Source organism: Roseobacter sp. OBYS 0001 (genome assembly GCF_019654895.1).
Taxonomy (GTDB): Bacteria; Pseudomonadota; Alphaproteobacteria; order Rhodobacterales; family Rhodobacteraceae; genus Roseobacter; species Roseobacter litoralis.
The window spans coordinates 16,939-43,501 of sequence record NZ_BPES01000012.1 but is presented as its reverse complement, the minus strand read 5'-3'; the positions used below and the strand labels follow the sequence as shown (position 1 = coordinate 43,501).

32 protein-coding genes are annotated in these 26,563 nt (G+C 58.9%); 9 read left to right on the top strand and 23 right to left on the bottom strand.

Translation table 11 applies throughout. The annotated features are described in order from the left end of the window. Positions 1-4: 4 nt before the first annotated feature. The 12 genes from K5Q35_RS18250 to K5Q35_RS18195 all read right to left on the bottom strand — a co-directional run bounded on the left by K5Q35_RS18250 (position 5) and on the right by K5Q35_RS18195 (position 11,723). Entirely contained in the window at positions 5-649 is a 645-nt protein-coding gene (locus K5Q35_RS18250) for a plastocyanin/azurin family copper-binding protein (RefSeq protein ID WP_220800855.1), read from the bottom strand. After that, on the bottom strand, positions 646-1,359 hold the full coding sequence (locus K5Q35_RS18245; RefSeq protein WP_013959903.1) for a copper-binding protein: 714 nt from the start codon (positions 1,357-1,359) through the stop codon (positions 646-648). Before K5Q35_RS18245 ends, K5Q35_RS18250 begins: the two co-directional genes overlap by 4 nt. Before the next feature lie 44 nt (positions 1,360-1,403). Next, positions 1,404-2,762: a multicopper oxidase family protein gene (locus tag K5Q35_RS18240; protein ID WP_220800854.1), complete on the bottom strand. Its 1,359-nt coding sequence runs from the start codon at positions 2,760-2,762 to the stop codon at positions 1,404-1,406. 13 nt (positions 2,763-2,775) lie between these two features. Then, positions 2,776-4,236 carry a TolC family protein gene (locus K5Q35_RS18235; protein WP_220800853.1) on the bottom strand — a complete coding sequence of 487 codons (1,461 nt, stop codon included), beginning with the start codon at positions 4,234-4,236 and terminating at the stop codon, positions 2,776-2,778. Then, positions 4,236-4,457, bottom strand: a complete 222-nt coding sequence (locus tag K5Q35_RS18230; protein ID WP_220800852.1) for a hypothetical protein — start codon at positions 4,455-4,457, stop codon at positions 4,236-4,238. The genes K5Q35_RS18235 and K5Q35_RS18230 overlap by 1 nt, the downstream gene beginning before the upstream one ends. 586 nt (positions 4,458-5,043) lie before the next feature. Then, positions 5,044-5,811 (bottom strand): MauE/DoxX family redox-associated membrane protein, encoded by a 768-nt coding sequence (locus K5Q35_RS18225; protein ID WP_220800851.1) that lies wholly within the window; start codon positions 5,809-5,811, stop codon positions 5,044-5,046. Between the two features lie 16 nt (positions 5,812-5,827). Beyond that, a complete protein-coding gene (locus K5Q35_RS18220; RefSeq protein WP_220800850.1) occupies positions 5,828-6,763 on the bottom strand; it encodes a DUF305 domain-containing protein in 936 nt (311 codons plus the stop codon). A gap of 65 nt (positions 6,764-6,828) precedes the next feature. After that, on the bottom strand, positions 6,829-7,266 hold the full coding sequence (locus K5Q35_RS18215; RefSeq protein WP_220800849.1) for an ion channel: 438 nt from the start codon (positions 7,264-7,266) through the stop codon (positions 6,829-6,831). A gap of 113 nt (positions 7,267-7,379) precedes the next feature. Beyond that, entirely contained in the window at positions 7,380-7,760 is a 381-nt protein-coding gene (locus K5Q35_RS18210) for a rhodanese-like domain-containing protein (RefSeq protein ID WP_220800848.1), read from the bottom strand. A gap of 9 nt (positions 7,761-7,769) precedes the next feature. After that, positions 7,770-8,669, bottom strand: coding sequence for an MBL fold metallo-hydrolase (locus K5Q35_RS18205; RefSeq protein ID WP_220800847.1), 900 nt, complete (start codon positions 8,667-8,669; stop codon positions 7,770-7,772). Between the two features lie 105 nt (positions 8,670-8,774). Then, on the bottom strand, positions 8,775-9,200 hold the full coding sequence (gene cueR / locus K5Q35_RS18200; protein WP_220800846.1) for a Cu(I)-responsive transcriptional regulator: 426 nt from the start codon (positions 9,198-9,200) through the stop codon (positions 8,775-8,777). A gap of 12 nt (positions 9,201-9,212) precedes the next feature. Beyond that, positions 9,213-11,723 (bottom strand): heavy metal translocating P-type ATPase, encoded by a 2,511-nt coding sequence (locus tag K5Q35_RS18195; RefSeq protein WP_220800845.1) that lies wholly within the window; start codon positions 11,721-11,723, stop codon positions 9,213-9,215. A gap of 206 nt (positions 11,724-11,929) precedes the next feature. On the opposite strand from K5Q35_RS18195, the gene K5Q35_RS18190 reads away from it, so the two are divergent. Together K5Q35_RS18190 and K5Q35_RS18185 are read left to right on the top strand one after the other, a co-directional pair. Then, positions 11,930-12,223: a DUF2933 domain-containing protein gene (locus K5Q35_RS18190; protein ID WP_220800844.1), complete on the top strand. Its 294-nt coding sequence runs from the start codon at positions 11,930-11,932 to the stop codon at positions 12,221-12,223. Positions 12,224-12,276: 53 nt separating this feature from the next. Beyond that, positions 12,277-12,477 (top strand): heavy-metal-associated domain-containing protein, encoded by a 201-nt coding sequence (locus tag K5Q35_RS18185; protein WP_220800843.1) that lies wholly within the window; start codon positions 12,277-12,279, stop codon positions 12,475-12,477. On the opposite strand, the gene K5Q35_RS18180 is transcribed toward K5Q35_RS18185, so the two are convergent. From K5Q35_RS18180 to K5Q35_RS18140, 9 genes are all read right to left on the bottom strand, one after another. Then, entirely contained in the window at positions 12,464-13,192 is a 729-nt protein-coding gene (locus K5Q35_RS18180; protein WP_220800842.1) for a DsbA family protein, read from the bottom strand. The genes K5Q35_RS18185 and K5Q35_RS18180 overlap by 14 nt on opposite strands. Positions 13,193-13,202: 10 nt before the next feature. Then, positions 13,203-13,679: a cytochrome c gene (locus K5Q35_RS18175; protein WP_220800841.1), complete on the bottom strand. Its 477-nt coding sequence runs from the start codon at positions 13,677-13,679 to the stop codon at positions 13,203-13,205. Continuing rightward, positions 13,676-15,061, bottom strand: coding sequence for a multicopper oxidase family protein (locus tag K5Q35_RS18170; RefSeq protein WP_220800840.1), 1,386 nt, complete (start codon positions 15,059-15,061; stop codon positions 13,676-13,678). The genes K5Q35_RS18175 and K5Q35_RS18170 overlap by 4 nt, the downstream gene beginning before the upstream one ends. Continuing rightward, positions 15,058-15,924, bottom strand: a complete 867-nt coding sequence (locus K5Q35_RS18165; protein ID WP_220800839.1) for a copper resistance D family protein — start codon at positions 15,922-15,924, stop codon at positions 15,058-15,060. Before K5Q35_RS18165 ends, K5Q35_RS18170 begins: the two co-directional genes overlap by 4 nt. 3 nt (positions 15,925-15,927) lie before the next feature. Next, a complete protein-coding gene (locus tag K5Q35_RS18160; protein ID WP_220800838.1) occupies positions 15,928-16,272 on the bottom strand; it encodes a copper resistance CopC family protein in 345 nt (114 codons plus the stop codon). Between the two features lie 26 nt (positions 16,273-16,298). After that, positions 16,299-16,739, bottom strand: coding sequence for a cytochrome c (locus K5Q35_RS18155; protein ID WP_220800837.1), 441 nt, complete (start codon positions 16,737-16,739; stop codon positions 16,299-16,301). Beyond that, on the bottom strand, positions 16,739-17,308 hold the full coding sequence (locus K5Q35_RS18150; RefSeq protein WP_220800836.1) for a L,D-transpeptidase: 570 nt from the start codon (positions 17,306-17,308) through the stop codon (positions 16,739-16,741). The genes K5Q35_RS18155 and K5Q35_RS18150 overlap by 1 nt, the downstream gene beginning before the upstream one ends. A gap of 121 nt (positions 17,309-17,429) precedes the next feature. After that, positions 17,430-18,881: an ATP-binding protein gene (locus tag K5Q35_RS18145; protein WP_220800904.1), complete on the bottom strand. Its 1,452-nt coding sequence runs from the start codon at positions 18,879-18,881 to the stop codon at positions 17,430-17,432. Then, on the bottom strand, positions 18,881-19,609 hold the full coding sequence (locus tag K5Q35_RS18140; RefSeq protein ID WP_220800835.1) for a response regulator: 729 nt from the start codon (positions 19,607-19,609) through the stop codon (positions 18,881-18,883). The genes K5Q35_RS18145 and K5Q35_RS18140 overlap by 1 nt, the downstream gene beginning before the upstream one ends. Before the next feature lie 245 nt (positions 19,610-19,854). On the opposite strand from K5Q35_RS18140, the gene K5Q35_RS18135 reads away from it, so the two are divergent. Genes K5Q35_RS18135 through K5Q35_RS18120 form a run of 4 tightly spaced genes read left to right on the top strand, consistent with a single transcriptional unit; the run spans position 19,855 to position 22,353 of the window. Next, entirely contained in the window at positions 19,855-20,241 is a 387-nt protein-coding gene (locus K5Q35_RS18135) for a DUF6010 family protein (RefSeq protein WP_259650578.1), read from the top strand. A 3-nt stretch (positions 20,242-20,244) separates the two neighbouring features. Then, entirely contained in the window at positions 20,245-20,892 is a 648-nt protein-coding gene (locus K5Q35_RS18130) for a TVP38/TMEM64 family protein (RefSeq protein WP_220800834.1), read from the top strand. Position 20,893: 1 nt separating this feature from the next. Next, positions 20,894-21,907: a cation diffusion facilitator family transporter gene (locus tag K5Q35_RS18125; RefSeq protein ID WP_220800833.1), complete on the top strand. Its 1,014-nt coding sequence runs from the start codon at positions 20,894-20,896 to the stop codon at positions 21,905-21,907. Then, positions 21,904-22,353, top strand: coding sequence for a DUF411 domain-containing protein (locus K5Q35_RS18120; protein ID WP_220800832.1), 450 nt, complete (start codon positions 21,904-21,906; stop codon positions 22,351-22,353). Before K5Q35_RS18125 ends, K5Q35_RS18120 begins: the two co-directional genes overlap by 4 nt. On the opposite strand, the gene K5Q35_RS18115 is transcribed toward K5Q35_RS18120, so the two are convergent. Further along, on the bottom strand, positions 22,350-22,913 hold the full coding sequence (locus K5Q35_RS18115) for a Crp/Fnr family transcriptional regulator (RefSeq protein WP_220800831.1): 564 nt from the start codon (positions 22,911-22,913) through the stop codon (positions 22,350-22,352). The two genes, K5Q35_RS18120 and K5Q35_RS18115, sit on opposite strands and share 4 nt — an antisense overlap. Before the next feature lie 76 nt (positions 22,914-22,989). On the opposite strand from K5Q35_RS18115, the gene K5Q35_RS18110 reads away from it, so the two are divergent. Then, the gene (locus tag K5Q35_RS18110; RefSeq protein ID WP_220800830.1) at positions 22,990-23,514 is read left to right on the top strand and encodes a hypothetical protein; all 525 of its coding nucleotides are present in this window, start codon (positions 22,990-22,992) and stop codon (positions 23,512-23,514) included. Positions 23,515-23,622: 108 nt separating this feature from the next. After that, positions 23,623-24,180: a ubiquinol-cytochrome c reductase iron-sulfur subunit gene (gene petA, locus K5Q35_RS18105; protein ID WP_220800829.1), complete on the top strand. Its 558-nt coding sequence runs from the start codon at positions 23,623-23,625 to the stop codon at positions 24,178-24,180. A 70-nt stretch (positions 24,181-24,250) separates the two neighbouring features. On the opposite strand, the gene K5Q35_RS18100 is transcribed toward petA, so the two are convergent. Next, positions 24,251-25,318, bottom strand: a complete 1,068-nt coding sequence (locus K5Q35_RS18100; RefSeq protein ID WP_220800828.1) for a helix-turn-helix domain-containing protein — start codon at positions 25,316-25,318, stop codon at positions 24,251-24,253. Between the two features lie 226 nt (positions 25,319-25,544). On the opposite strand from K5Q35_RS18100, the gene K5Q35_RS18095 reads away from it, so the two are divergent. Next, positions 25,545-26,429 carry a recombinase family protein gene (locus K5Q35_RS18095; protein WP_220800827.1) on the top strand — a complete coding sequence of 295 codons (885 nt, stop codon included), beginning with the start codon at positions 25,545-25,547 and terminating at the stop codon, positions 26,427-26,429. Positions 26,430-26,563 lie beyond the last annotated feature (134 nt).

The window sequence follows — 26,563 nt, the reverse complement described above, 5'->3', positions numbered from 1 at the left end:
GAGCTTATGGTCTTGAGCGGAAATGATCATGCACAATGATCACACCGAACATGCCTGCCTCACGGTGACCCGGGATCAGACACACAAACTCCAGATTGGTTATGTTCGAAAACTCCCAATCCAACGTCGCAGTCTTTGCGCTTGGAATTTTAACTGAGTTCTTTTCACTATGCTCCATATCAGGGTGCTTCTGCATCCATTGTTGATGTTTGGCTATCTCATCAAAGGAACCCAAAAAGAACTCATGGTCGATTGAACCTGAGTTATCTACTACGAACCGCACCACCGATCCGTGCTCGATATTGATCACATCCGGTTCAAACAGCATATAGCCGCTCTCAGTTTCCTTTATGTTCACTTCAATTGTTCGGGTGATATCCGCGCCGGCGGCCGGTCTTCCGATTGAGGTATGCCCAGGTTGTTCATATGCATTCTCATGAGGTCGAGCGCCAACCCCGGAACCTGCGCCAGCTATCATTGGCGGCAGGCTGGCTACAATACCAATAGCGATTGCCATAAACAACTGCTTCGGTTTCTTAATCCAACGGCCAAGCTTCAGAAGCGCGAGACAGTTCAGCATTTTCACTCCAATCAAATCCGAGGCGAGGTGAAAGGAGACGATAAAGAATATCGCCTCCTTTATGGTCATTTGAGTTGAGTGACAGTCAACTTGCCTTTTACGCGGTCGGCAACGAATTCGATGTCTTGACCTTCGGACATCTTGGCAATCATCGCCTCGTCGGCGCGAAACACCATTGTCATCGCGGGCATGTCGAGATTGACTAGAGGGCCGTGGATGATCGTCACCTTGCCAGCCTTAGCGTCGATCTTCTTGATCTTGCCGGTCGTGTAGTCCACATCCGCTTGCGCCATCTGGTCCCCAACTGCAACCTTACGGTGCATGCCAGACTCGTAGTGGCCGGGGATCAGGCACGCGGCCTCGAACGTACCGGCATTTGCGAAAGTCCAGACGACCTCACCAGATGCGCCCGCATCGAGGCGGATGCGGTTCGGGTCGTCGTGTTCCATGTCCATCTTGGCCATTTCAATCTTGTGCTCGGCATTGCGCTCAACCGTGTCGAGGACAAATTCGTGCTCCAATTCACCCTCGTTCGTGATCTTGAAGCGTATGGTCTCACCCTGTTTGATGTTCATCTCTTCGCTCTGGATCAGCATTTCGCCGTCATCGTTCTCAAGCAGAATGACATCAATGGTGCGATCAACTTTTTCCGAATGGCCCGGCATGCCGACAATCATTTCCGATGCATCCGTTGTTTCTTTTTTTGCATGGCCGACATCCGCGAAAGCGCCTGATGCGAACATAATGGTGATAGCTGTGCTCAGAAGTAGTTTTTTCATTTGATTTCCTATGGTTTTGGGTGGGTCGAACTTGAAGAGGCTAGTCAGCCCTTCGAGTTTGGTTTTGGTGTGAGAATGGTCTTGGGGCTGTTGTTCGAGGCGAACTCGGGCAACTCGCCGGTCCATTCGTAGGCCATCTCGCCCGGAGGATTTTCGTACCAGCCGGGGTCGGAGTAATCGTCCGCGTCGATGCCGTCCCGCACCTTTACGACCGAAAACATGCCGCCCATCTCGATGGGGCCGTAGGGCCCCCAACCCGTCATCATCGGGATGGTGTTGTCAGGCAGCGGCATTTCCATTTTCGCCATGTCCCCCATGCCGGACATCCCCATGGGCATGTATTCCGGCTGGAATTGACGGATCTTCTGGGTCAGTGGTTTCTTGTTGACCCCGATGAATGTGGGCACGTCGTGTCCCATCGCATTCATGGTGTGGTGCGACTTGTGGCAGTGAATCGCCCAGTCACCCAGATGGTCTGCGACGAACTCATATGCGCGCATCGCGCCCACGGGGATGTCGATGCTGACCTCCGGCCATTGCGCTTCTGGCGGCACCCAGCCGCCATCTGTGCAGGTGACCTTGAAGTCATAGCCGTGCATGTGGATCGGATGGTTCGTCATGGTCAGGTTGCCGACCCGAACCCGCACGCGGTCGCCCTTGTTGACGACCAGAGGGTCAATGTCCGGGAAGATCCGGCTGTTCCACGTCCAGAGGTTGAAGTCAGTCATCGTCATGATACGTGGCACGTAGGTGCCGGGATCAATATCGAATGCATTCAACATGATCAGGAAGTCGCGATCCACGGGCATGAATTTCGGGTCCTTGGGGTGGATCACAAACATCCCCATCATTCCCATCGCCATCTGGGTCATCTCATCGCCGTGTGGATGGTACATGAACGTGCCCGACTTCACCAAATCGAACTCGTAAATGAATGTCTTGCCCGGTGGGATACTAGGATGGCTCAGACCTGAAACACCGTCCATGCCCGAGGGCAGGATGAGCCCGTGCCAATGAACTGTCGTTCCTTCGGGTAGCTTGTTGGTGACGTAGATACGTACTCGATCGCCCTCGACCGCCTCGATTGTGGGACCCGTGGACTGGCCATTGTAGCCCCACAAATGCGCGATCATGCCGTCTGCAAGTTCGCGTTCGACGGGTTCGGCAACAAGATGGAATTCCTTGACGCCGTTGTTCATCCGATAAGGCAACGTCCAGCCGTTCAGCGTGACAACCGGGGTATAATCCACGCCCGAAGAGGGGCGCGGCGTCACCTGTGTGGCAGCGGTGTCCATAAGTGCCGCTTCCGGCAGACCCATGTTCAGTGTCTGGCCCCAAGCTTTGGAGGATACCAGGGTCGCACCTGCGGCACCGGCTCCGAGTAGTTGACGTCTATTTAACATATCATCATTCCTTTCAGTGTCCTGGGCCGCCGCCGGCGGCTACGGCTGCGCCCTCACCATCGCCACCACCGGCGACGCCACCGCCGTAGATCGCGGCTGTAATGTTGGCTTGGGCAATGTAGAAGTCGCGCTTCGCGTTAGCTGCTTCCAAGGAAGCGGCCAGTTTCTGACGGACGTCCGTCAGCAATTCAAAAGTGTTGGTGATCATCCCGTTGTAGGAAAGCAGACCCTCCTCCTCGACCGTCGCGCGCAACGGAACCAAAACGTCCCGATAGTGCCGTGCGATCTTGTATGAGGAGTGATAAGCGACTTCCGCGCTTCTGGCCTCTGACCGGACATTCACCGCCCTTTCGGCCAGAACATTGGCCGCCTGAAGGTACATCAGTTCAGCCTTGCGCATGCGTGCCTTGCCAGTGTCGTAGATGGGGATCGCGAATTCGACCTCAAGTTGCGGCAGGGTTTCGGTTTCCGTATTGCCATCCTCGCGCTCACGTTCCGATTCGACACCGGCGACAAGCTCTAGATCGCTAACGATGCGGGTTTGGTCCGTCAGTTCGAAAGCTCTCGCCTGTGCTTCCAAGCCGAGTTTTGCCACGCGAAGATCGACGCGGTTGGCCAGCGCTTTTTGTTCGATGCTTGTCACTCGCCCGACGGATCCAGGCAAAGCGGGCAAGGCATCCGGAACATAGTAATTAACATCGCTGCCCCAGAGTCCCATCAGCCGGGTCAGCCGCTCTTTGGCGAGAGTTGCGTTCAGACGCGCCTTCGCCAGTTGGCCGGCGAGTTCGGCGTTGAATGCCTGCTCCCTTGCCTGCCCTGCTTTGTTCAACGCGCCGGTCTCGCCCAGACGCAGAGCAAGCTCGGACCCCGCATCCGATGTGGCCTTTGCCTTCTTGAGGTAATCTGCTGTCTCAAAAGCGGCGACAGCTTCGATCCACGCCATACGCGTTTCATTGGCCAGCGCCAGCGTGTCGCTGACCGCTTCCAGCTGAGCACCCTGAAAGTTGGCATCTGCGATCGCGATACGCTGCTTGCGGGTTGTCGCGTCCAGAATGTTGGTCCGGATCAGCCCCTCGATGGACCGGTAGACTCCCAATTCCGGTGCGCCGATCCCGATCAGCCCGATGGAGATGACCGGGTTTTCAGGTGTTGCCTGCTGCCAGGCTTCCGCCGCTGACAATCCTACATTTGCATAGGCAGCCTGCAACCCTTTGTTGTTCAAAAGCGCGACCTGAACCGCGGTTTCCGCAGAAATGGTTTTTCCGTGAATCATGGATCTGACTTCTTTGGTCAACGCCACGTTCTCGGCTTGTGTCTGCGCGAAAGCAGTCCGTTTGCCAAGAGCAGCAGAAGTCTGGTTGGAAACGTTAAGGAAACCTGCTTTCGGCTCGGTATAGGCACTGGGTACGGCTGTTGCGCAAGCACCTAGTAGCAAAGGAATTCCAAATATTACGGGAAGTTTTGAGACGCGCATCAGTTGCCCTCCGTCTGTTCTTCGTTGACCGAGCGCCAGTCGCGTGGACCGGTGGGTGCGCGATAGGTATAGCCGGCCAACGGGTCCTGATATTGGACCGGTGAAAGGACGGAACTGTTCGTGGCTGCTTGCTGATCAATTACGATCGGTAGAGGGGTGGGCTCATACGCACATGCGCCGAGCACGAGGGCAGAGGCCCCCGAAAAAACATAGGATTTCATGGATATTACCTGACTTTAGTGGACGATGTCGTCGCGGCACGAGGGCCAGATGACAAACCTCAAAGAAGAAAAATCAGATCAATTCTCGAGGCGGCCGCAGATCGGCAGTCGCACCTGCTGAGGGTTCAAATTCTGCGGCCCGTACAAAAGTCTCGGACGCCTCTACACGCACAGCAGCTTCTCGGGGCTGTGGTGGCATGAAGGACATGCAAACGCCATCGCAGCACTCAACAGATGCCTGATGTTCGCCCGCGGCCAGTGGCTGTGTCTCACAGATGCCTGATGCGGCATGGAACTCACAATGGTTTGCTTCATTATCAGAGATCAGACTGTGTTCATGGACCACGTTCGGAAAAGCGTGATCAGGCGCATGTGAACCAGCATGTCCGAGTCCGGATGTCGCAACGACCAGCGTAAATACTACGACTAGCTTCAGAAAAGCCAAACGTAACTGAGGTGTCCAAAGGCGCTGCATCATCCCATACGTCTGCCGAATGGATGGGAAACTGTCAATGGGAACAGTGCCTTACAATTTGATACATTTCGCGTTGGCGCCTGTTCCGATTTCGAGCATTGGACATCGGCCCTAAATCCACCCAAGAGCCCGCGCTGGCATCCAGAGACCCATAAAGATCATCATAAGGTTCTCGGTCAACGACACAAAGCCAAGGGGGACGTTCGAGCCGCCACCGACGCAAGCACACTTCAACTCCCTCTTGTCGATGTAGACAGCTTTGAACACGGATACCGCACCGATGGTCCCAATGACGAGTGCAATCGGCGCGCTGATCCAGAGAAGAGCCCCCGCTACCATGAGAATGCCGGCGATGGCTTCCCCAAATGGATAGACGTAGCCGTACCGTACCCAACGCTGCGCGAGTAAATCGTAGTTCAGGAACATCGTGGAAAATCCTTCGATATCCTGGAGTTTCTGCACGGCGAGGAAACACATTGAGATCGCGATGAACCATTCGAACGCGCGAACGGTGAAAACCGAACCATAAAACGCCCAACTAAGACCCAAAGCCATCAAGAAAGCGACAGAGAAAATTGCGATGACGGGCTGGTAGGACGTTTCATCATCGCCGCGGACCTCCCATCCGAAGTGCTCACGTAACGCGTCGTATCCGCCGATGCGCTCCCCACCGATAAATGTCTGCGGTGTGGTCTCGACCGAATACTCTTCCTTGAAAGCATCAGTTTCTTCTCGGGAAGTAAGGTGATGGTCCTCCACCGTGTATCCTTCCCGCTCCAGAAGGTCCTTTGATTTCAATCCGTAGGGACACAAATGGTCTTCCATAACCATCCGATAAAGAATGGCCTTTTGAGTTGGTTGATTGCTATCTTTTGGCATGTCTAATTCCTATTCTTCAGCTGCTGCAGGTCCAATATCCCATAAAGCCGACTGCTAGAGGCGTTTCACCCGTCAGCTCGAAGAGAAGGCTTGAGACTTCACCATCATCGGCGTCGCTTGGCGTCAATGTCACTTGGCCACCGTCGGCTGCCAGCACACCACCTGACGCGACACTACCCTGCGCGCTGAACGTCACCAACGCGCCAGATACCTTTGCAATGGCCTGTCCGTTGCCATCTGTCGCCAAAATCGGATCAGCATTGACCGCGCGAACAAAAGTGCAAACCGGTTGGGCTTTCAGGCCACGGTCAATCTCTTCGGCCGAGAGCGGAGCGGGACGAATGCCTGCAATGACCGGGGTCGAAATCGCTTGCGTCAAGCTCTCCAACGGCGCAGGACCTTCTGACTTACCAAGCGGCCAATCTGACCTGGCTTCACCATTGGCCGCGATGTCAGCCAGCAAGAAGCGCATCTCCGCGATTTCCCGATCTTGAGCCACGACAATTTCTTCAGCGAGGACTTTGACACGTGGGTCGGTGATTTCGGCTCTCTCACTTGTCATGATGGCGATCGAATGGTGGGGGATCATAGCACTCATCCAGCTTTCGTCCTGGACGGTCTCTTGGCTGCGCACAAGCCAGAGCGCGCCAGCGAACATCACTGCAGAGCCCGCAAGGATGGCAACATTGGCCGCCATGTTTTTGTACATGCCCCACATGAAAAGAAGCATCACGACTGCCATCGTCGCGCCCATGACGAACGTCATGTAGAAACGTGTCTCGCTCCAATAGATGTGCTCAAGTGAGTAGGAGTTGAGGTACATCAACCCGAACATGATGGCGGTTGACGTACCAACCATTGCGAGAAAGCGGCCATACGATGACTTGCTGTGCGCCTTATTGCTTTCTTCACCCTCAACTCTCGAGTGATTTTGATATGTTGAATCTGACATAGGAGTTCCTTTCGCTTTCATCCAAAACTAGGCTCCAGCGCTGGAGGGTTCCCAACGGTTCAAATTTATTTTCGAAAAGGGTTCTTTCCAGACATCACCTGCAACAAATAGCCACCCGACGCAGTGATAAGCAGAAAGCCATGAAACGCGCTGATACCAGTCAGGAACCGCAAATGACCTGATGGTTGCAGATCACCCCGGCCAAGCGTGGTGAGGTTCACAAGCGCGAAATAAAAATAATCCATGGGGTACAAGTTCGCTGTGGGATCCTGCGCCAATTGCAAAGAGCCAATGTCAATCTGGTGCACAGCAACCCAAAAGGCCGAGGCGTAGATGGCCGCCTCTATGATGTGCGCTGCGGTGATCAACGAGACAGAGATGAATAAACATCTTCTGGGGTGCGCTGCCGGATCAACAATCCGCGTCGCAAAACGAAGAGCGCCGTAATGAATTGCTGTGCACGCAAGGATGAGAAGCGCCGCAAGAAGCATTGACTGAAGCATTTGTTGATCTCTGTTCGGTTGCTTTGCGCGGCCGTCTCTGACGTGCGAGAAGAACAGGATAGTGATCAGGGACAGCGATCAATCCGTGATCCGTCACCGTACCCTAGCCTGTGCTATTTGACTGATTTCCGTACAGGCGCACCACTGGCCATATCCGTCGTGACATAATCCAGCTTTGCGTCTTTCCACGCGCCAAATCCTCCTTCCAGATGGGCGATCCGTTTCGCGCCGGATTGTAGCGTTTTTCGCGCCATCTTTTCCGATCGCGCCGACGACCCGCACATCAGAATAAGTCGCTTTTCGTTGTCTTCTGGCAAGAATCGCGGATCGAAAAACGCCATGGGCAGAAGCAAGGCGCCCTCGACGTGCTCAAATGCATATTCGGCTGGCGTGCGGACATCCACGAGGACGATCTCACCCTTGCGCAAGGCTGCTTCAACCTCTTCCGGCGTCCAGGTTTCGAGGGCACCACCATCAACCATTTCTTTCTTCATTGCCTCACCTCAGAATTTGTTTGCAGGTATCTTGAAATAGGAATTACCGTCGGCCTCCGCTGGTGGAAGACGCCCACCACGCAGGTTGACTTGCAAGGCAAAGAGCATGCGATCAGGTAGCCCCAGCGTCGCGTCGCGCTCTTCCCGAAGTTTGATGAACGCCTCTTTCGACTGATTGCCGCCGACGTGCGGATTGTCGGCCCGGTGTTGGGCGACAGTTGCCTCGCAGGCCGGTCTCTCGCGTTTATCGGTCCCGTAGTCGTGACCGATAAAAAGACGGGTGTTTTCTGGCAACGACAGAATTTCCTGTATCGAGTTCCAAAGCTCCCCGGTGCTGCCACCCGGAAAGTCTGCGCGCGCGGTCCCCACATCGACATGCATTAACGTGTCATGTACGAACGCCGCATCGCCAACGACATAGCTGACAGAGCCGAGCGTGTGTCCTGCCGAAAGCAGGACTTTGACACCAAGTTCACCGATGGAGAAATCGATGCCCTCGGGAAGCAGACGGTCGAAATCATCTGCCACCGGAAAAGCGTCAGGCAGATGATAATAGTCCCGCCAAAGCTTCGCGATCTCGGTGACCTTTTCTCCTATGACATGCGGCGCACCGGTGCAGTCCGCCAGCCACCGTCCGGCGGTCAGGTGGTCGGCATGCGGATGTGTGTCGAGGATCCATTGCACGTCGTAGCCGTGCTGCTTCACGATCCCCAAAAGCTTTTCCGCAGACTCGGTTGACGTGCGGGCATGGGCGGGATCGAAATCCAGCACCGGATCAATGATTGCGCACTTTCCAGTGGCGGGATCCGCACAGATGTATTGCCACGACCCGGTATCGGGTTCGTACAGACAGTGAATCAGCGGCCCACCGCTGCTAGAATGGCTGGTGAATTCTTGTCCGACCGACATGTGTTCCCTCCTGTCTTTTTCGCACTTATCAACCGAACAACCTTCCAGCACTGGATGGTTCCAAGGGATTTCGCCAACGAAAAGAGGAATTTGGAAAACGTTGCGCTAATCCGCGCTTCTTCCGGTCGTTGGTTTGCATCCAGCGAGCGCACCAGAAAGATCCTTTAGGATCGGGCAATCCGGTCGGTGGTCGCCATGGCAGGCCTCGACGAGATGCGACAAGGTCTCGCGCATCGCTTGAAGCTGCGCGATCTTGTCGTCGATTGCGCTCAGATGCTCTTCAGCGATGGCCTTCACCTGGGCGCTTTCCCGCGTTTCATCTTCGTAAAGGCTCAAGAGATTACGGCAACCTTCAATCGAAAACCCGAGAGCGCGCGCGCGACCCAGGAATGCAAGTTTGTGCAGATCGGTCTCGCGGAACGTGCGGTATCCGTTGCCGCTGCGCTGCGGCCTGACCAGGCCGATATCCTCATAGTAGCGGATGGTTTTGGGTGGGATCCCTGACCGCTCTGCAACTTCTCCAATGTTCACGACACGATCCTCCTATTCCGCGGGTTGGGTCTGTGCACTGATCCGTGGTGCGGTGATGTCTCTGTCTTCACGCAAGGCCGGCGCGATGCGGCGCAGACGCAGGGCGTTTGTCAGAACCGATACCGACGACAGGGCCATAGCACCCGCCGCGAAGACCGGGGAAAGAAGCAAACCAAAGGCCGGATAGAGAACCCCGGCGGCGACCGGGATCAGCGCGACATTGTACCCGAAGGCCCAGACGAGGTTCTGGCGAATGTTCGACATGGTGCGCCTGGAAACCTCAACCGCATTCACCACGCCGCGCAGATCGCCTGACATCAAGACCACATCGGCGGATTCGATAGCGACATCGGTTCCGGTGCCGATGGCGATGCCGACATCCGCATGGGCCAGGGCCGGTGCATCATTGATGCCGTCGCCGACGAAAGCAATCATTCGGTCTCCCGCGCGCAGATCGTCGAGCGCTGCGACCTTGCCATCCGGCAGGACACCCGCGATCACGTGGTCGATTCCGGTTTCGCGCGCGATGGCCTCCGCCGTCTCGCGTTTGTCTCCGGTGATCATCGCAACCTTGAAGCCGCGCGCGTGCAGGGCTGCAATGGCTTCCTGGCTGGCGGGTTTCACGGGGTCCGCCACGGCGATCACTGCGGCCAGTTTGCCGTCGATCGCCGCATAAAGCGCTGTCCGGCCCCGCCCTGCCAGCTCGGCTTCCGTTTCGACCAAGGCGGCGATTTCGATCCCTTCGCGGGACATATAACGGTCCGCGCCGACCATCACCTCCTGACCTTCGACAGTCGCGGCGACGCCGTAACCGGTGATCGACCGGAAGCCCGTGGCATTCGGAACGGCGATCCCTTCGGCCCGCGCGCCGCGGCCAATGGCTTCGGCGATGGGATGCTCAGACTGGGCCTCCACAGCGGCGATCAGGCTCAGCACTTTGTCTCGGTCGAAACCGTCGGCGGTGACCAGATCGGTCAGTGACGGCTGGCCTTCGGTGACAGTCCCCGTCTTGTCGAGTGCGATGACATCGACTTCGGACAAGGCCTGGAGCGCATCCCCCTTGCGAAACAAGACTCCCATCTCTGCGGCGCGCCCGGTGCCCACCATAATCGACGTGGGTGTGGCCAAGCCCATGGCGCAAGGACAGGCGATGATCAGAACCGAGACGCCGGCCACCAGCGCAAAGGTCAAAGCCGGGTCCGGTCCGACAAGCAACCAGACCACCACCGTGAGCGCGGACAGCACCATGACCGCAGGCACGAACCACAGGGTCACGCGGTCAACAAGGCCCTGGATGGGCAGCTTGGCGCCTTGCGCCTCCTCGACCATGCGGATGATCTGTGCGAGCGTGGTATCCGACCCGACCCGTGCGGCCTTGAACGTCAGGCTGCCAGTGCCGTTGACGGTCCCGCCCGTTACGGCCGCACCTGCAGCCTTCTGCACGGGCACAGGCTCTCCGGTAATCATGCTCTCATCCACATTGCTCGATCCCTCGGTAACCTCGCCGTCCACAGGGATCCGCTCACCCGGGCGGACCAGGATCACATCGCCGACGGCGAGTGCATCTACATCGACCTCTACCGTGTCACCACCCCGGACGACGCGCGCGTTGCGGACCTGCAGGCCCAGCAGAGCCTGAATCGCAGCGCCGGTGCGGCCCTTGGCGCGTGCTTCGAGCCACCGGCCAATCAGAATAAGGACGACGATGACCGCAGCGGCCTCGAAATAGACCGCGCGCACACCCTCTGGCAAAAGTCCGGGAAGAAAGGTTGCGACCACCGAATATCCCCAGGCCGCGCCGGTGCCGACGGCGACGAGGCTGTTCATGTCCGGGGCGCCCTTGAAAAGCGCGTGAAACCCCTTGGTGTAGAAATGGCGTCCCGGCCCGAAGAGGACGAGTGTTGCGAGGACGAACTGGATGATCCAAGACGCTTGGAGACCAATCGTCGTCATCACCAAGTGATGAAATGCCGGAATAAGGTGGGAGCCCATTTCTAGGATGAAGACCGGTAGCGTTAGAATTGCTGCCAAAAGGACGCTGCGGCGCAGTCCGTCGGCTTCTTCTGCCTTGAGTGCGACGCGAGACTGGCTCGCCTGCGACTCTGCAATGTCAGCCGGGTAACCAATCGCCGTTGATGCGGCCATCAAGTCGCCCAAGGACACCGCACCCTCGAGATACTCGACCGTCGCCGTTTCTGCCGCCAGGTTCACGCTGACGGAAAGCACTCCGGGCACGTCCGCCAGTGCCTTGTCCACCCGTCCGACGCAGGATGCGCAGGACATGGACGCAATGTTCAAGGTGACCTTGGATGTTCGCGCGGGATAACCCAAGGAGGCAAGCGTCTGCGTGGCGTCGGTAAGCCGAGACGGATCATCCAGCGAAAGGCGCGCCGTCTCAGACGCGAGGTTGACGGCGACGTCGGAAACCCCGTCGAGCCCCGCCAAGGCCTTTTCAACACGCCCCACGCAGGATGCACAGGTCATGCCTTCGATGCTGAGCGTTGTATGGCTGGTGTCGGTCATGGCTTGCTACCTCGATTTCGTACTCGAGGCAGATATAGGGCTTCCAGTCACTGGAAGCTCAAGGGGTTTATCGGAGATTTCTTTTTCAACCGGCACAGCATCAGCCTACAGTCTCTCTAACCCCCTCTTTCCGATTGAAATGTATCGATTTGTAAACTTGTCGCACGAGCGATTGGTGCGCTATTTCCAGTTTCGGAGCGTGTACAATGAATAGTTCAGATCAAGAAAAGCAGCCGCAGAATTCAAAGATGATGCACGTCGGCATGTGGGTGTGCTGCGCGGTCATGCTGCTTCCACTGCTTGTCTTCTTTGCCCGCGGCGGCACACTTTCTGGCCTGCAGGACAGTTTCGGCGTTCTAACCCCGATCATACTCTGCCTCGGCGCACATGGCGTGATGTTCTTTTTCATGGGAGAATCCTGCCATGGAGATCGCAAGACATCGAACAGCGACGCGCCCGGCGAGGCAAAAATCCCTGTCCAGACATCAATGGACGCTTGACCTTCTACCAACCGCAAGCCCCATCTCTCATCTGGTGAAAGAAAGGGTGCTCCATGCGACTTCACGTTCCGGGCATGAGCTGCGGCCATTGTACCGCAGCGATTACCAAAGAGATCACGGCCCTGGACACTTCAGCGAGCGTTAGGGCGAACCTAGACTCGCGAACGGTCGATGTGGACACGTCGTGCACGATCAGTGCTGTCGTCGAGGCGATCAAAACTGCCGGATACGCAGCTGAACTTATTTCTTCATAGCCCGCGCCTCTTGGGTGAGACGGATCATTTGATCTGCCTCGATGACGCCCGGAACCAGCGCATCTCCGATCACGAAAGACGGGGTGCCATTGAAGCCGAGCTGACGGCTCATCTCCATTGACGCCGCGATATGGGCATCGATCTCAGGCGCCTGCATGTCCCGTCGCAGCTGCGCGATATCCAAACCAATTTCCTGCGCGACCTGGATGACGGATGCTTCCTCGGCCCGGCCTTGCATGCCCATCAACGCCCAGTGAAATTCCTCGTATTTGCCCTGCTCTCGCGCGGCCAATGCGGCGCGCGCGGCAAAAACAGAGCCGTCTCCGAGGATCGGCCACTCTCGATAGACCAGCCTCACATTGGGATCTTCGTCCAAGAGCGCTTCGATATGCGGCTTCACCCGACGACAATAGGGACAGTTGTAATCGAAGAACTCCACGACCGTGACGTCGCCGTCTGGATTTCCGAGAACCGGCGCGTTCGGGTCGTTCTCGAGGAGATCGCGGTTTTCGGAGAGGACACTCGCCGCTGCGGCCGTCTGCCGCGCCTGTTCACGCTGTTCAATGATCTGAACCGCCTCGAGGACGATTTCCGGGTTTTCGCGGATGGCCTCCAGAACCAATTCCTTGACCCGGTCTTCGCTGAGCGCGTCAGCATGAGACGCGAGTGGGGTAACCAGAGTGGCAACCAATGCCATTGCCGTTGCGATCTTCATGAGCGTTCTCCTAGTTCACCGGCACGCCATTGGTGCGCGCGGCTTGCATGTCCTGAATTTCCTCGGGCCAGGTTGACTTAATGTACCCGAGGACATTCCAGATTTCCTGATCGGTGAGTTGATCTCCGAAGCCGGGCATGCCGCTGTCGAACTCCATGCCTTGCGCCGCCATCATCTCGCGGCCTCCTAGTCTCGTGTAGTTAAACAGAACCTGGTCTTCGTGATGCCAGGTGTGACCGGTTTCATCATGGGGTGGTGCGGGCAGCCGACCGTCCTCGCCCGGACTCCGCCAGCTGTCCTGACCTTCCAGATTGACCCCATGGCACGCGGCACAGGTCTCGGCATAAAGCGCCTTGCCGGCGACGAGATCGACGCTTTCCGGCATCACACCGCTTTGGACATCACCGGCAGACCCGGTCCAGACATAAGCCGCCGCCCCGAGAGCCGCCAGGACACCAATCCCCAGGATGGCAGTCATAGCTCTCATGCCACATTGACCCATGCCATCATGCCCGACGCCGCGTGTGACAGCATATGGCAATGCAGCAGCCATTTTCCGGGGTTGTCTGCCACGAAAGCAATGTCGCGCACTTCGCCCCGGTCGAGCAGCGTGGTGTCGCGCAGCGCGCCGAGACTGCCATCGGGTGCGATCTCGTGAAAATGCATGCCATGAAGATGCATGGCATGCGGAAACGATGTGTCATTGGTGATCTTCAGCCGAACGGATTCGCCACGCGACAACTCCGCCAGTGCTGGACCATCCATGCCACCCACCGCGCCATTGAAGGCCCAGAAGTTTCCTGTCTCCATCATGTCGCGCATCGAAGACATCCGACCGCCCATCATGGCACCGCGCATGCCGCCCATGGCCCCCCCTTCCATCAGCAATCCGATGTCCCTTGCCGATCCCAGATCGGGCATGGCATGGGCATTCGGCGGCAAGGGTTGAGGCGTTCCGCGCCGCGCGCTTGTACCGTTGCCTGTCACCCCGAAAGCCACCTGAGAAAAGCTTTCATCGCGGCTCAATTGCACGATATGGCCCGCGCTGCCGACCTCTGCGGTCACGTCGACGATCAGGTCCACCCGTTGTGCCGACGACAGCAGGAATGAACCTTCCACGGGTTGCGGCACGGCCAGCGGCATCCCGTCCATGGCCACAATCCAGCCTTCGAGCCCCTCCAGCGCAAGTTGGAAAATCCGGGCGTTGGACGCATTGATCAGCCGCAGACGCAGACGCTCATGCCGTTTCACATTCTTCGCGAGATTGTAGACGCCGTTCGTTGTGATGTAGTTCCCAAGGCGCCCGGCATGGCTGAGGTCATGCATCGCCCCGAAGGTATCCGCAATCTGTGCTGTCTCCGGATCGATGCGCCAATCGTCGAGGATCAGGACTTCTTCATGGTCGATATCGATCGGCTCCGGCTCTTCGACGATCAGCGCACCCTGAAGACCACGTGCGACCTGCTCGAACGAGCGGTTGTGCGCGTGATACCAGTATGTGCCCGCGTCGGGGACAACGAAATCGTAGTCAAAGCTGTCCCCGGGGCGAATGGCGTCCTGCGTCAGACCGGCCACCCCGTCCATCGCATTGTCGATGCGGATCCCGTGCCAATGGGTCGATGTCGGATCGGGTAACTCATTGATAATACGTCTCTGTACCCGCGCGCCTTGCGTAACCCGGATTTCCGGGCCCGGCGCGATACCATCGAACCCCCAGATCTGCGTTTTTCCATAGTCATCAGGCAAAAGCTGTATATCTGCGACCCGGGCTGTCACCGCGCGCATGTCTGTCTGCGCGAACAGTGAATTCGGCATGCACGCCAAACCGGCAGCACTCATGCGAAGAAAATCGCGTTTTGAAAGTTTCATGATGGCACCGTTAGGATTGAGGTGAAGACAGCCGTGGCAAGCAAGATGACACTGATACAAACCCATTCGAGAGAAATCGATCTTGCAAGGTGCGGCCCAGCTTTGGGATCACCGCTCTGCAAAGCGGGCACAATCCGTGTTTTGTTGATGGCGGCAAGGGCCAGAAGCAGCGTCACGACGGCAATCTTTGCCAGAAGTGTCAAACCATAGGCAGTGCCGAGAAGCGCGGATAACGAACCCACCAGTCGCCAGGTCATTACCACGCCAGCGAGTAGTAGGAGTGGGACCGCAACAGATGCGACCTGTCCAAAGCGATGTCCAAGCACGGCAGCAACTCGCAATGTGTCCGCAGACCCCGCAAGCTTATGGAGCGGAAGAAGGACGCCGATCCAGAATGCGGCAACGATCAGATGACCGAACAAGACGCTCTGAAACCACAGGCGATCTTCGCTGGCGACATGACCGATCTCGCAAAAACTCCAGATTGCCAAGAAACTGCCCAAGAGCGCGACCCATAGCCACCGCCCCCCCAAGACCACACCGGTCAGGAGTGCCCCCAGGCCCAGTAGCCGCAACAGCAGGGCGTCTCCGGGCGGCGTTTCCCAGAGCAACGCCAGGATCGCCAGATCAGTCATGCCTGAAGCATCATCCATGAGCACTGCGCCCCGCACGGCAAAGCCGAGGAATGACATTGCAGCCGCCAAAAGCGCAAAGAAGACGGCCCAGGCGCGTAGAAAACGGTCGAGCCCAGCCAACTGCTCGGAAAAGACTTGGCGACAGAGTATCAGCCCGGCACTCGTGAGGACGCCGAGATAGAGCAAAAACTTTGTGGCAACCGCAGCCTGTCCCCAGATATCCGGCACCGCTCACTTCACTTCAAACGAGAAGACACCGTTCATCGGGTGCCCATCAACACCAAGCCCGCGCCATTCAATGTGATACATGCCCGGCCCCATGGGCGTGAGAGGAAGCGAGAATTCTTTGACAAAACCGGATTGGGTGCCGAGGTCCAGAGCCTCGGTGTGCGTCTCAGCATGGGTCATTTCGACTTTCGTCAATCGCATCCCATCGTTGAAGCGCAATCCAATCGTCTCTGGTACGGCGTCAAGAATGGCTCCGTCTGCAGGCGTCATGCTTTCCTTTTCAGAATGGGCGAGGGCTTGCGCGCTGGTCAGCGCCAAAAGAATTGTCAGTGCGACTCTGTATATCACGGATCGTCCTTCGTCGGTTTCTTCAGTCAGTTTATACCATTCGCGCGTTGCAACTCACGCACGTAGGCCACGATCATTTTCACATCGCCATCGGTGACACCTTCGACCGGCGGCATGTTCCCAAAGCGCCAATGATGCGCACGGACACCATTCTTGGCCGCCAGAAGGAAGGCGGCATCCCCATGGTGGCTGGGTTCGTAGATTTTATGCACAAGAGGGGGCGCCACACCGTCCTGCCCGGCCGCATTTGCGCCGTGACAGGCTGCACATTTCGCATCGTAGGCCAGTTTGCCGACCTCCGCGTTGGCCGACAGCGCTTCCGGCAAGGCGACATCGACCATGGGTCCGTTGGCGCGAGACGCGTCGTCCGTGGTCGTTGCCACGTCATCGTCAGTTGGTCCTGTCCACCAGAAGCCAATGCCAAGAACCACCGCAAGGGCGACGGATAAGATCGTGTAACGCCCCATCAGATCAATTTGACCTGCGTTCCGACCGGTGTCCGATTGTAAACCTCAATGATATGTTCGTTGTAGAGGCCGATGCAGCCGCTCGACGAACGACGACCAATCTTGCGCGTATCGTGTGTCCCGTGAATGCGATAATATTGCCAGGTCAAATGCAGCGACCGCACCCCGAGCGGATTGTCCGGACCTGGCGACATATAGGCCGGCAAGGACGGATCGCGCTCGCGCATGGATGGCGTGGGCGTCCAATCCGGCTCAGGATCTTTGAAAACGATCTCTGTATAGCCCCGCCGCGTCAGCTCATCCGTCATTGGAACCGATGTCGGATAAAGAAACATTTCACCGTCGGCTGTCCATTGCTGAAGCGCCCGGGAATTGGTGTCCGCGATAATGATGCCTTTGCCCAGATGATCGAAGTGGTCTTGCCAATCGTGGGTTCTGAAGCTCGAAGCGTTGCGCCGAACCGGTGCGCGTGTTTCTGCGCGCAGCACCGAAGGCGCAAACAGGAGCGCCGCGCCGACGCCGCCGACAAAATGACGACGCGACCAAAAGGATCGATTTCTTGCCTGCATGGCTCTGCCTCGTTTCCATGTCGAACACTTTGTTTTCTATCGAAGATCAGTGAGCGACGGAACGCAGGAAGGCCCGGAATTTTGTAAGGTTATGTATCAACCCGCCGGTTGGACGGTGGCGCTACACTTTTTTGGTCCGAGCCGAAAATCCGGTTTCGGCGCGCGCTTCGGGATACTCGGGCGAGGGTGTCATCGCGGATTGATGCGCAGTCACGGGCAAAACAATGCGCGCACGGAGTCCACCCTCCGCGCGGTTCGACAGGGAGATCGTGCCACCGTGTTGCAAAACGATGCTGCGGGCGATTGAAAGGCCCAGCCCATGGCCGCCGGTTTCGCGGGAGCGCGATCCCTCAAGGCGCAGGAAGGGCTGGAAGACATCGCGCAACCGGTCATCGGGGATCCCCGGCCCATCGTCCTCGACCAAAATCTCGATGCTCTCGTCAGAGACGCCCCAGGTCAGGGTCGGGTTGCGCCCGTAGCGCCCCGCATTGTCGATGAGATTGCGCAAAGCACGACGCAGTGCCTTGGGCTTGATCTGCACCGTTGCCTCGGGTCCCGGGCGCACGTCCAACGCACCGTGGGTTGCGTCCCGAATGTCGGTCAGGAACGCGCCAATCTCGGTCCGTTGCAGGGCCTCGTCCTGTCCCACACCGCGCGCATAGGCCAGCGTTGCTTCCACCATATCCTGCATCTCGTCGAGAGAGGCCGTGATGCCGGTCTTGGTCTCCGCATCCTCCACCATCTCGGCATGAACCCTGAGCGCGGTGAGTGGCGATCTCAAGTCATGAGCCAGGGCGGCCAGCATTTGCGTCCTGTCCGTGACAAAGCGAGCCAGGCGCGTCTGCATGTCATTGAAGGCTGTCGTCAGGTTCCGCACTTCATTTGGGCCGACCGGCGAGAGGGGTCCCTGCCCGCCACCGCGCCCGAACTCCTCGGCTGCCGCGGCGAGATCATTCAGGGGCCGCGTTAGGCGCGTCAGAAGAAACCAGAAGATCGCCAGCAGCAAAACGGCTGCCGTCAACACGAAAGACAGCGTGGAGGCCCAGGACCATTGTATGGGCGGCCGCTCGAACCGGGTGGCGACGTTCAGCCATTGGCCTCCGGCAATGGCGATCGAGACCTCCATCTCGAGGGCCGCCAGGGTGCCCTGCATCATCTCGGCGTGCATTTCCGCCATTTCCGGAGAGAGGTTCGGCAGCGGCAACAGCCCCTGTTCAATCTCATGCACTTCGACCCGGATATCGCGGGTGTAGCCATCGTTCAAAAGCGCCCGCACCCGCGCTTCGATCGCTCCGTTCTCATCATGGTGGGTATGCGTTACGGCAGGCGTGTCGCCGAGATCGAAGCGTACAAGGGGCGAGTTTGCCGCGGCCACGATATCCTCATGCAACGTCGGCGGTGCCTCCTCGATCAGGCGGGCGACGTTTGCCGCGCGTCCAGCTGCCTCGCTGCCGATGGCCGCCTGCACGGCAAGCGACCGTTCATCGACAAAAAGCCACAGACCCACGACCTGCGCCACGAACAGGACCACCACCACCAAAAGGGCGATCTGTGAGCGGAATCCCATCCGCATCAAGCCTCGACCTCCACATCACAGTTCAGGCAATATCCACCATTGCGCACCGTCGATATGATCCGGGGGCGAAGCACATCGGGTTCGATTTTCCGGCGCAGGCGCGAAACCTGATTGTCGATCGTACGGTCAAATGGTCCGGCGACTCGGCCGGCGCTCAATTCCAGAAGCTCATCCCGGCCGATCACCGCCCGGGGACGCTCCAATAACACCGTCAGCAACTTTGCTTCGGCCGTGGTCAGTGTATTGACCGTGCCATCGGGGCAAATGACATGGCTGGCGTCGTGATCGAATGTGATCCCGGCAAATACGGCCCGCTTGCCCGCAAATGTTCCGCCATGGGGTGCGTATCCGTCTCCCGCGCGGCGCAGTATCGCGTTGATCCGGGCCAGAAGCTCGCGCGGATTGAAGGGCTTAGACAGGTAGTCATCGGCACCGGTGTCGAGCCCCTTGATCCGAGCGTCATCGTCGCCGAGCGCCGTCAGCATGAGAATCGGGGTTTTCTGCTGCTCCCGGCGCAGCCGTGCGCAGGCCGCGAGCCCGTCCTCTCCCGGCATCATGATATCGAGCACGATCAGATCGAATTTGTCCTCGCTCAATCGTGCATTCATCTCGCCCGCACTTTTGGCTCCCGTCGCGCGCAGCCCGTTTTTCTCCAGGTAGCGCGTCACGGAGTGCCGGATCTCGGCATGATCATCGACGACCAGAATATGCGCCGATGCCGCCATCAGCGATCGGGTCCCACACATCGGCACGTCTGGCCGATCGGCCCACTGTTTAATAGACTGAGTTCCATAACAGCCAGAATAGACTGTTCTTTCGGGAAAGACCCGCACCTCGTTTGTCGCAATATGTATCAATAGACCTGACATGTCTTGACCCTCCAGCTGCTGGAAGCCCCATCTGACGGGGCATGACAGGCGCAAGACCAGACATATCGGGGCAACATCCCGCCCAATCAGTGCACCGGACCATGGCGGCGCCCGCTTGGATCGGATTTGCGCTTTTTGTGGTCACAATGCCCGCCCACCTCCTCCTGGAACAGGCAGACTCGCTTGCCTTGGCAGCGGTCACACTGGCCCTGATTGGCGGGGCCTATATCGGGTTCGGTGCCGCCGATGGCCGTCGCTCCGTGTTCTGGTCTGAGCTGGCGGTTGCTCTCGTCTTTGGGGCGGCGGCCGTAGCGGGTCTCCTTTGGCATTGGGCAGCCTTGCCTCTGGGTCTCGCGCTCCATGCGCTATGGGATCTTGCCCATCACAATGCGGTCCGCCTTGCCCGGGTCCCACACTGGTACATCCCGTTTTGCGTCGTCTTTTACCTGATGGCGGCAGCCTTTCTTGTGCTGCTTTATACGAGGTAGGCCATGGTGCGTGTCGTTGTTCTTGTCCTTCTGGGGCTCTTACTTCTCGTCCTGGCGCGTCCGGACCTTGTGGGGCTCGATGCCGATCTGCCGGAGCGCGACGACCTGCGGCGCTGGATCGAGGCGGCTGGTCTTCTTGGTCCGCTTCTGGTCGTGGCGCTGATGACGCTGGCGATCGTGGCCAGTCCCCTGCCCTCGGCGCCGATCGCGCTGGCTGCCGGGGCCGCCTATGGTCACACCTACGGAACACTGCTCGTCGTGCTCGGCGCGCTTACCGCGTTTCTGCTCGCGCGCGGGCTGGGGCGCCCTTTCGTGGAACGCCATGTCGGCGAGACGATCGGACGTGGACTTCTGGGGTCACAGAATACACTGACGTTTCTGGTCTTCGGAAGCCGACTTCTGCCGTTCCTGTCCTTCGACATGGTCAGCTACGCTGCAGGATTGAGCGTCTTGCACCTTTGGCGGTTTGCCCTGGCGACACTCGCGGGGATCATTCCGGCCAGCTTCTTGCTCGCCCGTCTCGGCAGCGAAGCCATGAATGGGGACGTGCAAACTGCCACCTGGACGGCGCTGGCGCTTGGAGCATTTACCGCCCTTTCCGTCCTCTTTGCGGTCTGGCGCGACCGCCGCACGCCGAAGAAGGAGATCTGACATGGCCACTCATTCACATGCGGGACATATGCCGTCGTCGGGAGAAGCTCTGGTCATATCTGCCTGGCTGACCGGCATCTACTTCGTGATCGAACTGGCCGTCGGGCTCTGGACCGGCTCGATCGCGGTGCTGTCAGATGCGTTTCACACGTTGTCCGCCGTCGGGGGCGTGCTCGTCGCCATCATCGCGCAGCGGATCGCGCGCCGCCCGGCGGATATGGCGCGCAGTTACGGGTGGTATCGCGCAGAGATCATTGGCGCGCTGGTGAATGGCGGCTTTCTTCTCGGCATGGCGCTTCTAGTGATCTGGATGGGGGCGATGCGACTGGGAAATCCGATCCATCTGCCCACGGGACCGATGCTCTGGGTGGCCTTCGGTGGCTTGGTCACCGAGGTGATCTCGCTCGGCCTGATGTGGAAATCCAGCCAGGATGATCTGAACGCCCGCGGGGCCCTCTGGCACATCATCCAGACCTTCGTCGGCAGCCTGCTGATCATCGTGACCGCGCTTGTCATCGAGTTCACTGGATTTCTGGCGATCGACCCGATCCTTGGTATGGCCTTCGGGGTCGTGCTCCTCTGGGCCTCGATCGGAGTTATCCGCGAGGCAGTGCATATTCTGTTGGAAGGCACCCCGGCGGATACTGATCTCTCGGCCGTGACCGCTGATCTGCGCGCGCAGGACGGCGTTCTCGATGTCCACCATGTCCACGCCTGGACCCTGACCAGCGGCAAGCATGCCTTCTCGGCCCATCTGCGCCATGCAGAACCTGCCGATGCCGCGCGCATCCTTGAGACCGCCTATATGCACCTGACCAAGCATCACCGGTTTCACATGGTGACCCTGCAGCTTGAAACCGATTGCCTCGACGAGCGCCACGCGGACGATTTGGACGTCACGCAATCGATAGGGCCGCAGGCAGAGCTTCATGCACCACCCGTGCACCGCGATCACCTCGACAGTGCCGCTCCGGATGCTAATCTCGAACACAATTCAAAAGGAAACGACATATGAAACGACGTAGCTTTCTGCTGACCGGCGCTGCCGCCACAATCGCGCTTTCGGCCACGGCCGATGCCGGGCCCATCATCAAGGTTGTCAAAACCGCGACCTGCGGATGCTGCACGGCCTGGGTCGATCATGTCCGGCAGGCCGGGTTTCAGGTCGAGGCCCAGGATGTCGATCAGGACGCCCTCTATGCGCTGAAAAATGGGCTTCAGATCGCGCCGGAACTGGCCGGGTGCCACACCGCCGTGGTGGGCGATTACTTCATTGAGGGCCATGTGCCGGCAGAAGACATCGCCCGGCTTCTCTCAGAGCAACCGGCGGCGCGCGGGCTGAGCGTGCCGGGTATGCCGATGAGTTCCCCTGGCATGGGCGGTCCCGGTGCCGGCGATACGTTTGATACGCTGCTTGTCGGGCCCGATGGCGCGACATCGGTCTTTGCCAGTCACAGCTAGGCCAATCGGTAGGTTCCGCGGGATGGGTTGTTGACCCGACCCGCTTCGACAAGCGCCCGCAGCGCACGGTAGGTCGCCTCATGCGTCAGCTGGAGGCGCGCGGCAAAGTCGACGACGGTGCCCTCCAGAAGACCCGCGACGATCCCCGCCATCACCCGATCCTCGGCGCGTCGGATGCCGACAATTTCCATGATCTGCCGGTGCGCCTGAACCTGTTGGGCCGCCTGGCGTCCATAGGTCCGCGCAAAGTCCGGGTTCGCAAAGCCGGCGAGAACCGCGGATTTGTCGATCCGGATCAACGCACCTGCATCCATCACGATGGCATCGCAATGATAGCGCTCCGAAAAGACCGAGGCTTCGGCAAAGCTGGTCCCGGATGTCGCCCGGTGAATGATGAGCCGCTCGCCATTCGGACCAACCCGCTCGAGATGCACGCGCCCGGTCTTCAGCACATAGAGGCCAAGGGTCCTTGCACCCTGTCGAAAGAGCACGTCGCCAGTCGCAATGGTTTGCGACTGACGCGCAGTTGTCGGGAGAAGGTCGTAGGGCTCTGGCAGCATATGATTGAAATCATATTCCAGAGCAGGCCTGCGTGCTACGAAAAACGGGTATCGTGCCGTTCAAAAGGATCCCCCCATGCGCCTTGTTGCTCTCCTGCTTGCCCTGTCATTGTCTGGACCCGTCGCGGCCCAGCACAGCCATTCCGCAACCGGGCATGCGATGCCGGGTCCGCAGGAAACCGGGCAATCGGCCTTTGCCGCCATGGCCGAGATCGTGGCGCTCCTGCGCGCCGATCCGGACACCGATTGGGCAAATGTCGATATCGCGGCTCTGAGGCGACATCTCGTGGACATGGAGCTTGTGACGATGGAGGCCGAGGTTACCCGCAGTGTGCGGCCCGCCGGTATCCGGTTCGAAATCCGCGGAGCACCGCGCGTTCTCGAAGCCATTCGCACCATGGTGCCTGCCCATGCGCCGTTCCTTGCATCCGAGACGGGTTGGGAGGTCACGACAGAGGATCTCGGGGATGGTGTTGCCCTCCTCGTCGATGGCGATTCCGACCAGATACAGGGTCTTGGGTTCTTCGGGCTGATGACCATCGGCGCGCATCACCAGGAGCATCACCTCATGATGGCAAAAGGCGAACCGCCCCACCATTGAGCTGAAGATCCGCCACAGTTTCCCTCCGCCAGCCCCCGGGTTGCAGACAAAACATTACAAAACCCGCGTTGACGTTCCGGGGCGGGAAGGTTGCACACTCGCTGTGCTATGGATGCCACCGACGACACTGAACGCAGGGATTTCCTATATTATGCCACTGCTGGCGCGGGCGTCGTCGCCTCCGGTGCGGCGCTCTGGCCGCTGATCAATCAGATGAACCCTTCGGCGGATGTGCGCGCCCTGGCGACAATCTCGGTGGATATCTCCGGGCTCGCAGAAGGCACGCAACTGACCGTCAATTGGCGCGGAAAACCCGTCTTCATCCGCCACCGGACGCAAGCGGAGTTGGCCCAAGCGCGTGAACAGGCGGTCTCCGCGTTGCCAGACACCGATGCGCGCAATCCCAACCTTCCTGGCGAGGCCGCAGCGCGGGATGAGAACCGCGCCATTCCGGGCCATGACGCCTATCTGGTGATGATCGGTGTCTGCACGCATTTGGGATGTGTCCCGCTTGGCGATGGCGCGGGCGATTTTGGAGGATGGTTCTGTCCCTGCCACGGGTCGCACTACGATACCGCGGGTCGTATTCGCAAAGGGCCTGCGCCGGAGAACCTGCACATTCCACCTCTGGCCTTGTCCGACAACATGGTGCTGACGCTCGGGTAACGCACTTCAATGGCTGACCGTACACTTACCGCCTGAATTCAGAGCATAATTCAAATGGTTGCCGATAAGCTTAGTCAGCAATGCACCACATACGATATCGCCCGTGCCCAGTCACCTCGCGGATCAAACCGCTTTCTTCCATCCACGCCAGATTTCGCTGAACAGCGGAGCGACTCGCTCTGGTCATGGCCTCAGCCATTGGGGCGGAGACCAGAGGCCACTCCGTAAGAACCTTTCGCAAGGCGGCTGGCGTCCGACCAGATAGTTGCTCCATGACGTTTTCTGCCCGCCCGTTCCACGCTTCAATATCATCAAGCGTTCGCATCGCCGCCAGAATTGCGCTGTTCATCCCATCCAACCAGCGTACCAAGCGTTCGGCTGGCAAACCCGACACACGCAGCCCCCCTGCCCCGCCCATGGCGAGCGGCGCGAAGATGACGCCGCTTCCATCGCTGGCCGCGAACCTGGACGCGGTGACGGCGGCTTCTATCTGATGGCTGTGCTGTCCGAGGCCGGCCAGGCTCCAGAGATGAAAGCCCATGCAAGCCCGCGTGATTGGGTGGAGTTGGATTGCTGCCGCCATTACGTCCAACCATCCGCCCGCGCGATCTTCGAAACGCTCAGCGCTGCCTTCAATGTTCTCGGGATCCCGGCGATCCAAGAAGGCGGCCAAGTCAGCCTTCGGTCCGGGACCGCCTGTCAGGCGCCGAACAGCCCATCCAACTCTTGCTAGGGCATTTGGGTCATCCTGTGCACCTGATAGCCGCATCGATATCCAGAGCGCCAGACGATCAGAACTCACCCTATCCCCTGCGACCCAGCTGAGGTTCGCTGCCTCGATCAAAGCGAGGCGATGCCGCCAGCCTTTGGGGCCGCGCAGCAGCCGGTCATCCAGAGCACCCAGACGTCCGGCAACCCGTGCCAGTCGCGCAGCGTGAACGCTTTCTGCCTTTGCCCAGTCTTCGATGACCGCAGTGTCGGGCGGTTCTGCCCGTGGCCCAGGAGGCAAATCATCTGGTTCTTCATCGAGTGGTCCCGGCAGAAACCAGAGATCCTCTTCGTGAGCTTCTTCATCCTCCTCGGTGGTGATGAGGGGGTCATCGAAATCATCAGTCAAAGCGGATGCTTGGGGCTTCATATGTGCAAAATACTGTTCTTTTGCACATTACCCAAGTGATTTTGTGGCGGCTGCCTTTACTCTTTATATAGTATGCGCACGCGACTGCAGGTGGAACCTCTCAGATCGCCCACAGCGCAAGGAAACCAAGGGTTTTTAGACGAGTGCGACGAGAGAGCACCTACTTGCATTCGTTTACAAACGGTCGTTTATTGGCGGTATATGAAACTGCAAACGGCCTGTTTTGATGCCGCCGATAGGTTATGCCCGCGTATCAACCGAGGATCAGACCCCCCTGCCCCAGTCAGAGGCTCTGAAGACTGCAGGTTGCGTCGAGATATTTGAGGAGCAAGCCTCGGGCGGCAATCGTGCGCGGCCGGTGCTTGCGCGGGTGTTGGAACGCATCGGCAAGGGCGACACGCTCGTTGTCGTGCGGATCGACCGCCTGGCGCGGTCGTTGTCGCATCTGCTGGAGGTGATCGAGCGGCTCGAGGCCAAGGGTGCGTTCTTCCGTTCTATTCAGGACCCGATCGACACCGGATCCCCGCAAGGCAAGTTCACGCTGCAGGTTCTGGGCGCTGCGGCCGAGTTCGAGCGCGCCCTGATCCGGGAACGCACGAAGGCCGGCCTCGCCAGTGCCCGAACAAAAGGCCGCGTGGGCGGAAACCCTGGGCTCCGGGCCAAAGACCCAGCCGCTCTTCGCAAGGTCCGGCTGGCCCGACAGGACGGCTACATGGAGCGGTTGAACCAGACGGCGCAGGACTGGGTGCCCCACGTGCGCCGCTTGCGCCCCGATATGGCTTGGGAGGACGTGCTGCGCGTCGTTAACGGCCCCCTGCCCCACGACCGACACTGGACGCAAAGCCGCCTGCTGCGCGCCGTCAACGTCTATGTCCGGGACGGCTTCCTGCCTGCCGAGGTGCTAACCCGCGCCGGGCGCCGCGAAACGGACGACCGCCTGCCCGCAATCGTCGCGGCCATCAAGGGCGCGGATCCCGACATCACGCTTCAGGCGATCTGCAGCCGCCTGGAGGCGATGCGCGAACGCACGCCCCGTGGGAGGACAAGCTGGCAGCCGTCTTCGGTGAAGATGCTGCTGGAACGGGCTGAAAGGTTGGGTCTGCTGGATTGAATTCAGCGGCCTCGGCTCTTGTGCCTGCTGCGATCAGCTACACTAAATCTAGAAAGAGCTTGCGCGAATCTCATCGCTCGGGCAATAGTCTCGAAAAATACCGCGCAATCACATAAAAAACGCGCCCACGGATC

Excerpts from the sequence above, each read along its gene's own strand:
- K5Q35_RS18225 (WP_220800851.1), bottom strand. The coding sequence starts at position 5,811 with ATGCCAAAAGATAGCAATCAACCAACTCAAAAGGCCATTCTTTATCGG.
- K5Q35_RS18130 (WP_220800834.1), top strand. The coding sequence starts at position 20,245 with ATGGTGCGTGTCGTTGTTCTTGTCCTTCTGGGGCTCTTACTTCTCGTC.
- K5Q35_RS18110 (WP_220800830.1), top strand. The coding sequence starts at position 22,990 with ATGCGCCTTGTTGCTCTCCTGCTTGCCCTGTCATTGTCTGGACCCGTC.
- K5Q35_RS18245 (WP_013959903.1), bottom strand. The coding sequence starts at position 1,359 with ATGAAAAAACTACTTCTGAGCACAGCTATCACCATTATGTTCGCATCA.
- K5Q35_RS18125 (WP_220800833.1), top strand. The coding sequence starts at position 20,894 with ATGGCCACTCATTCACATGCGGGACATATGCCGTCGTCGGGAGAAGCT.
- K5Q35_RS18095 (WP_220800827.1), top strand. The coding sequence starts at position 25,545 with ATGCCGCCGATAGGTTATGCCCGCGTATCAACCGAGGATCAGACCCCC.
- K5Q35_RS18205 (WP_220800847.1), bottom strand. The coding sequence starts at position 8,669 with ATGTCGGTCGGACAAGAATTCACCAGCCATTCTAGCAGCGGTGGGCCG.
- K5Q35_RS18175 (WP_220800841.1), bottom strand. The coding sequence starts at position 13,679 with ATGAGAGCTATGACTGCCATCCTGGGGATTGGTGTCCTGGCGGCTCTC.
- K5Q35_RS18150 (WP_220800836.1), bottom strand. The coding sequence starts at position 17,308 with ATGCAGGCAAGAAATCGATCCTTTTGGTCGCGTCGTCATTTTGTCGGC.
- K5Q35_RS18250 (WP_220800855.1), bottom strand. The coding sequence starts at position 649 with ATGACCATAAAGGAGGCGATATTCTTTATCGTCTCCTTTCACCTCGCC.
- K5Q35_RS18140 (WP_220800835.1), bottom strand. The coding sequence starts at position 19,609 with ATGGCGGCATCGGCGCATATTCTGGTCGTCGATGATCATGCCGAGATC.
- K5Q35_RS18190 (WP_220800844.1), top strand. The coding sequence starts at position 11,930 with ATGAATAGTTCAGATCAAGAAAAGCAGCCGCAGAATTCAAAGATGATG.
- K5Q35_RS18100 (WP_220800828.1), bottom strand. The coding sequence starts at position 25,318 with ATGAAGCCCCAAGCATCCGCTTTGACTGATGATTTCGATGACCCCCTC.
- K5Q35_RS18180 (WP_220800842.1), bottom strand. The coding sequence starts at position 13,192 with ATGAAGATCGCAACGGCAATGGCATTGGTTGCCACTCTGGTTACCCCA.
- K5Q35_RS18230 (WP_220800852.1), bottom strand. The coding sequence starts at position 4,457 with ATGAAATCCTATGTTTTTTCGGGGGCCTCTGCCCTCGTGCTCGGCGCA.
- K5Q35_RS18145 (WP_220800904.1), bottom strand. The coding sequence starts at position 18,881 with ATGCGGATGGGATTCCGCTCACAGATCGCCCTTTTGGTGGTGGTGGTC.
- K5Q35_RS18185 (WP_220800843.1), top strand. The coding sequence starts at position 12,277 with ATGCGACTTCACGTTCCGGGCATGAGCTGCGGCCATTGTACCGCAGCG.
- K5Q35_RS18195 (WP_220800845.1), bottom strand. The coding sequence starts at position 11,723 with ATGACCGACACCAGCCATACAACGCTCAGCATCGAAGGCATGACCTGT.
- K5Q35_RS18120 (WP_220800832.1), top strand. The coding sequence starts at position 21,904 with ATGAAACGACGTAGCTTTCTGCTGACCGGCGCTGCCGCCACAATCGCG.
- K5Q35_RS18215 (WP_220800849.1), bottom strand. The coding sequence starts at position 7,266 with ATGCTTCAGTCAATGCTTCTTGCGGCGCTTCTCATCCTTGCGTGCACA.
- K5Q35_RS18170 (WP_220800840.1), bottom strand. The coding sequence starts at position 15,061 with ATGAAACTTTCAAAACGCGATTTTCTTCGCATGAGTGCTGCCGGTTTG.
- K5Q35_RS18135 (WP_259650578.1), top strand. The coding sequence starts at position 19,855 with ATGGCGGCGCCCGCTTGGATCGGATTTGCGCTTTTTGTGGTCACAATG.
- K5Q35_RS18155 (WP_220800837.1), bottom strand. The coding sequence starts at position 16,739 with ATGGGGCGTTACACGATCTTATCCGTCGCCCTTGCGGTGGTTCTTGGC.
- petA (WP_220800829.1), top strand. The coding sequence starts at position 23,623 with ATGGATGCCACCGACGACACTGAACGCAGGGATTTCCTATATTATGCC.
- K5Q35_RS18240 (WP_220800854.1), bottom strand. The coding sequence starts at position 2,762 with ATGTTAAATAGACGTCAACTACTCGGAGCCGGTGCCGCAGGTGCGACC.
- K5Q35_RS18210 (WP_220800848.1), bottom strand. The coding sequence starts at position 7,760 with ATGAAGAAAGAAATGGTTGATGGTGGTGCCCTCGAAACCTGGACGCCG.
- K5Q35_RS18235 (WP_220800853.1), bottom strand. The coding sequence starts at position 4,236 with ATGCGCGTCTCAAAACTTCCCGTAATATTTGGAATTCCTTTGCTACTA.
- K5Q35_RS18115 (WP_220800831.1), bottom strand. The coding sequence starts at position 22,913 with ATGCTGCCAGAGCCCTACGACCTTCTCCCGACAACTGCGCGTCAGTCG.
- K5Q35_RS18220 (WP_220800850.1), bottom strand. The coding sequence starts at position 6,763 with ATGTCAGATTCAACATATCAAAATCACTCGAGAGTTGAGGGTGAAGAA.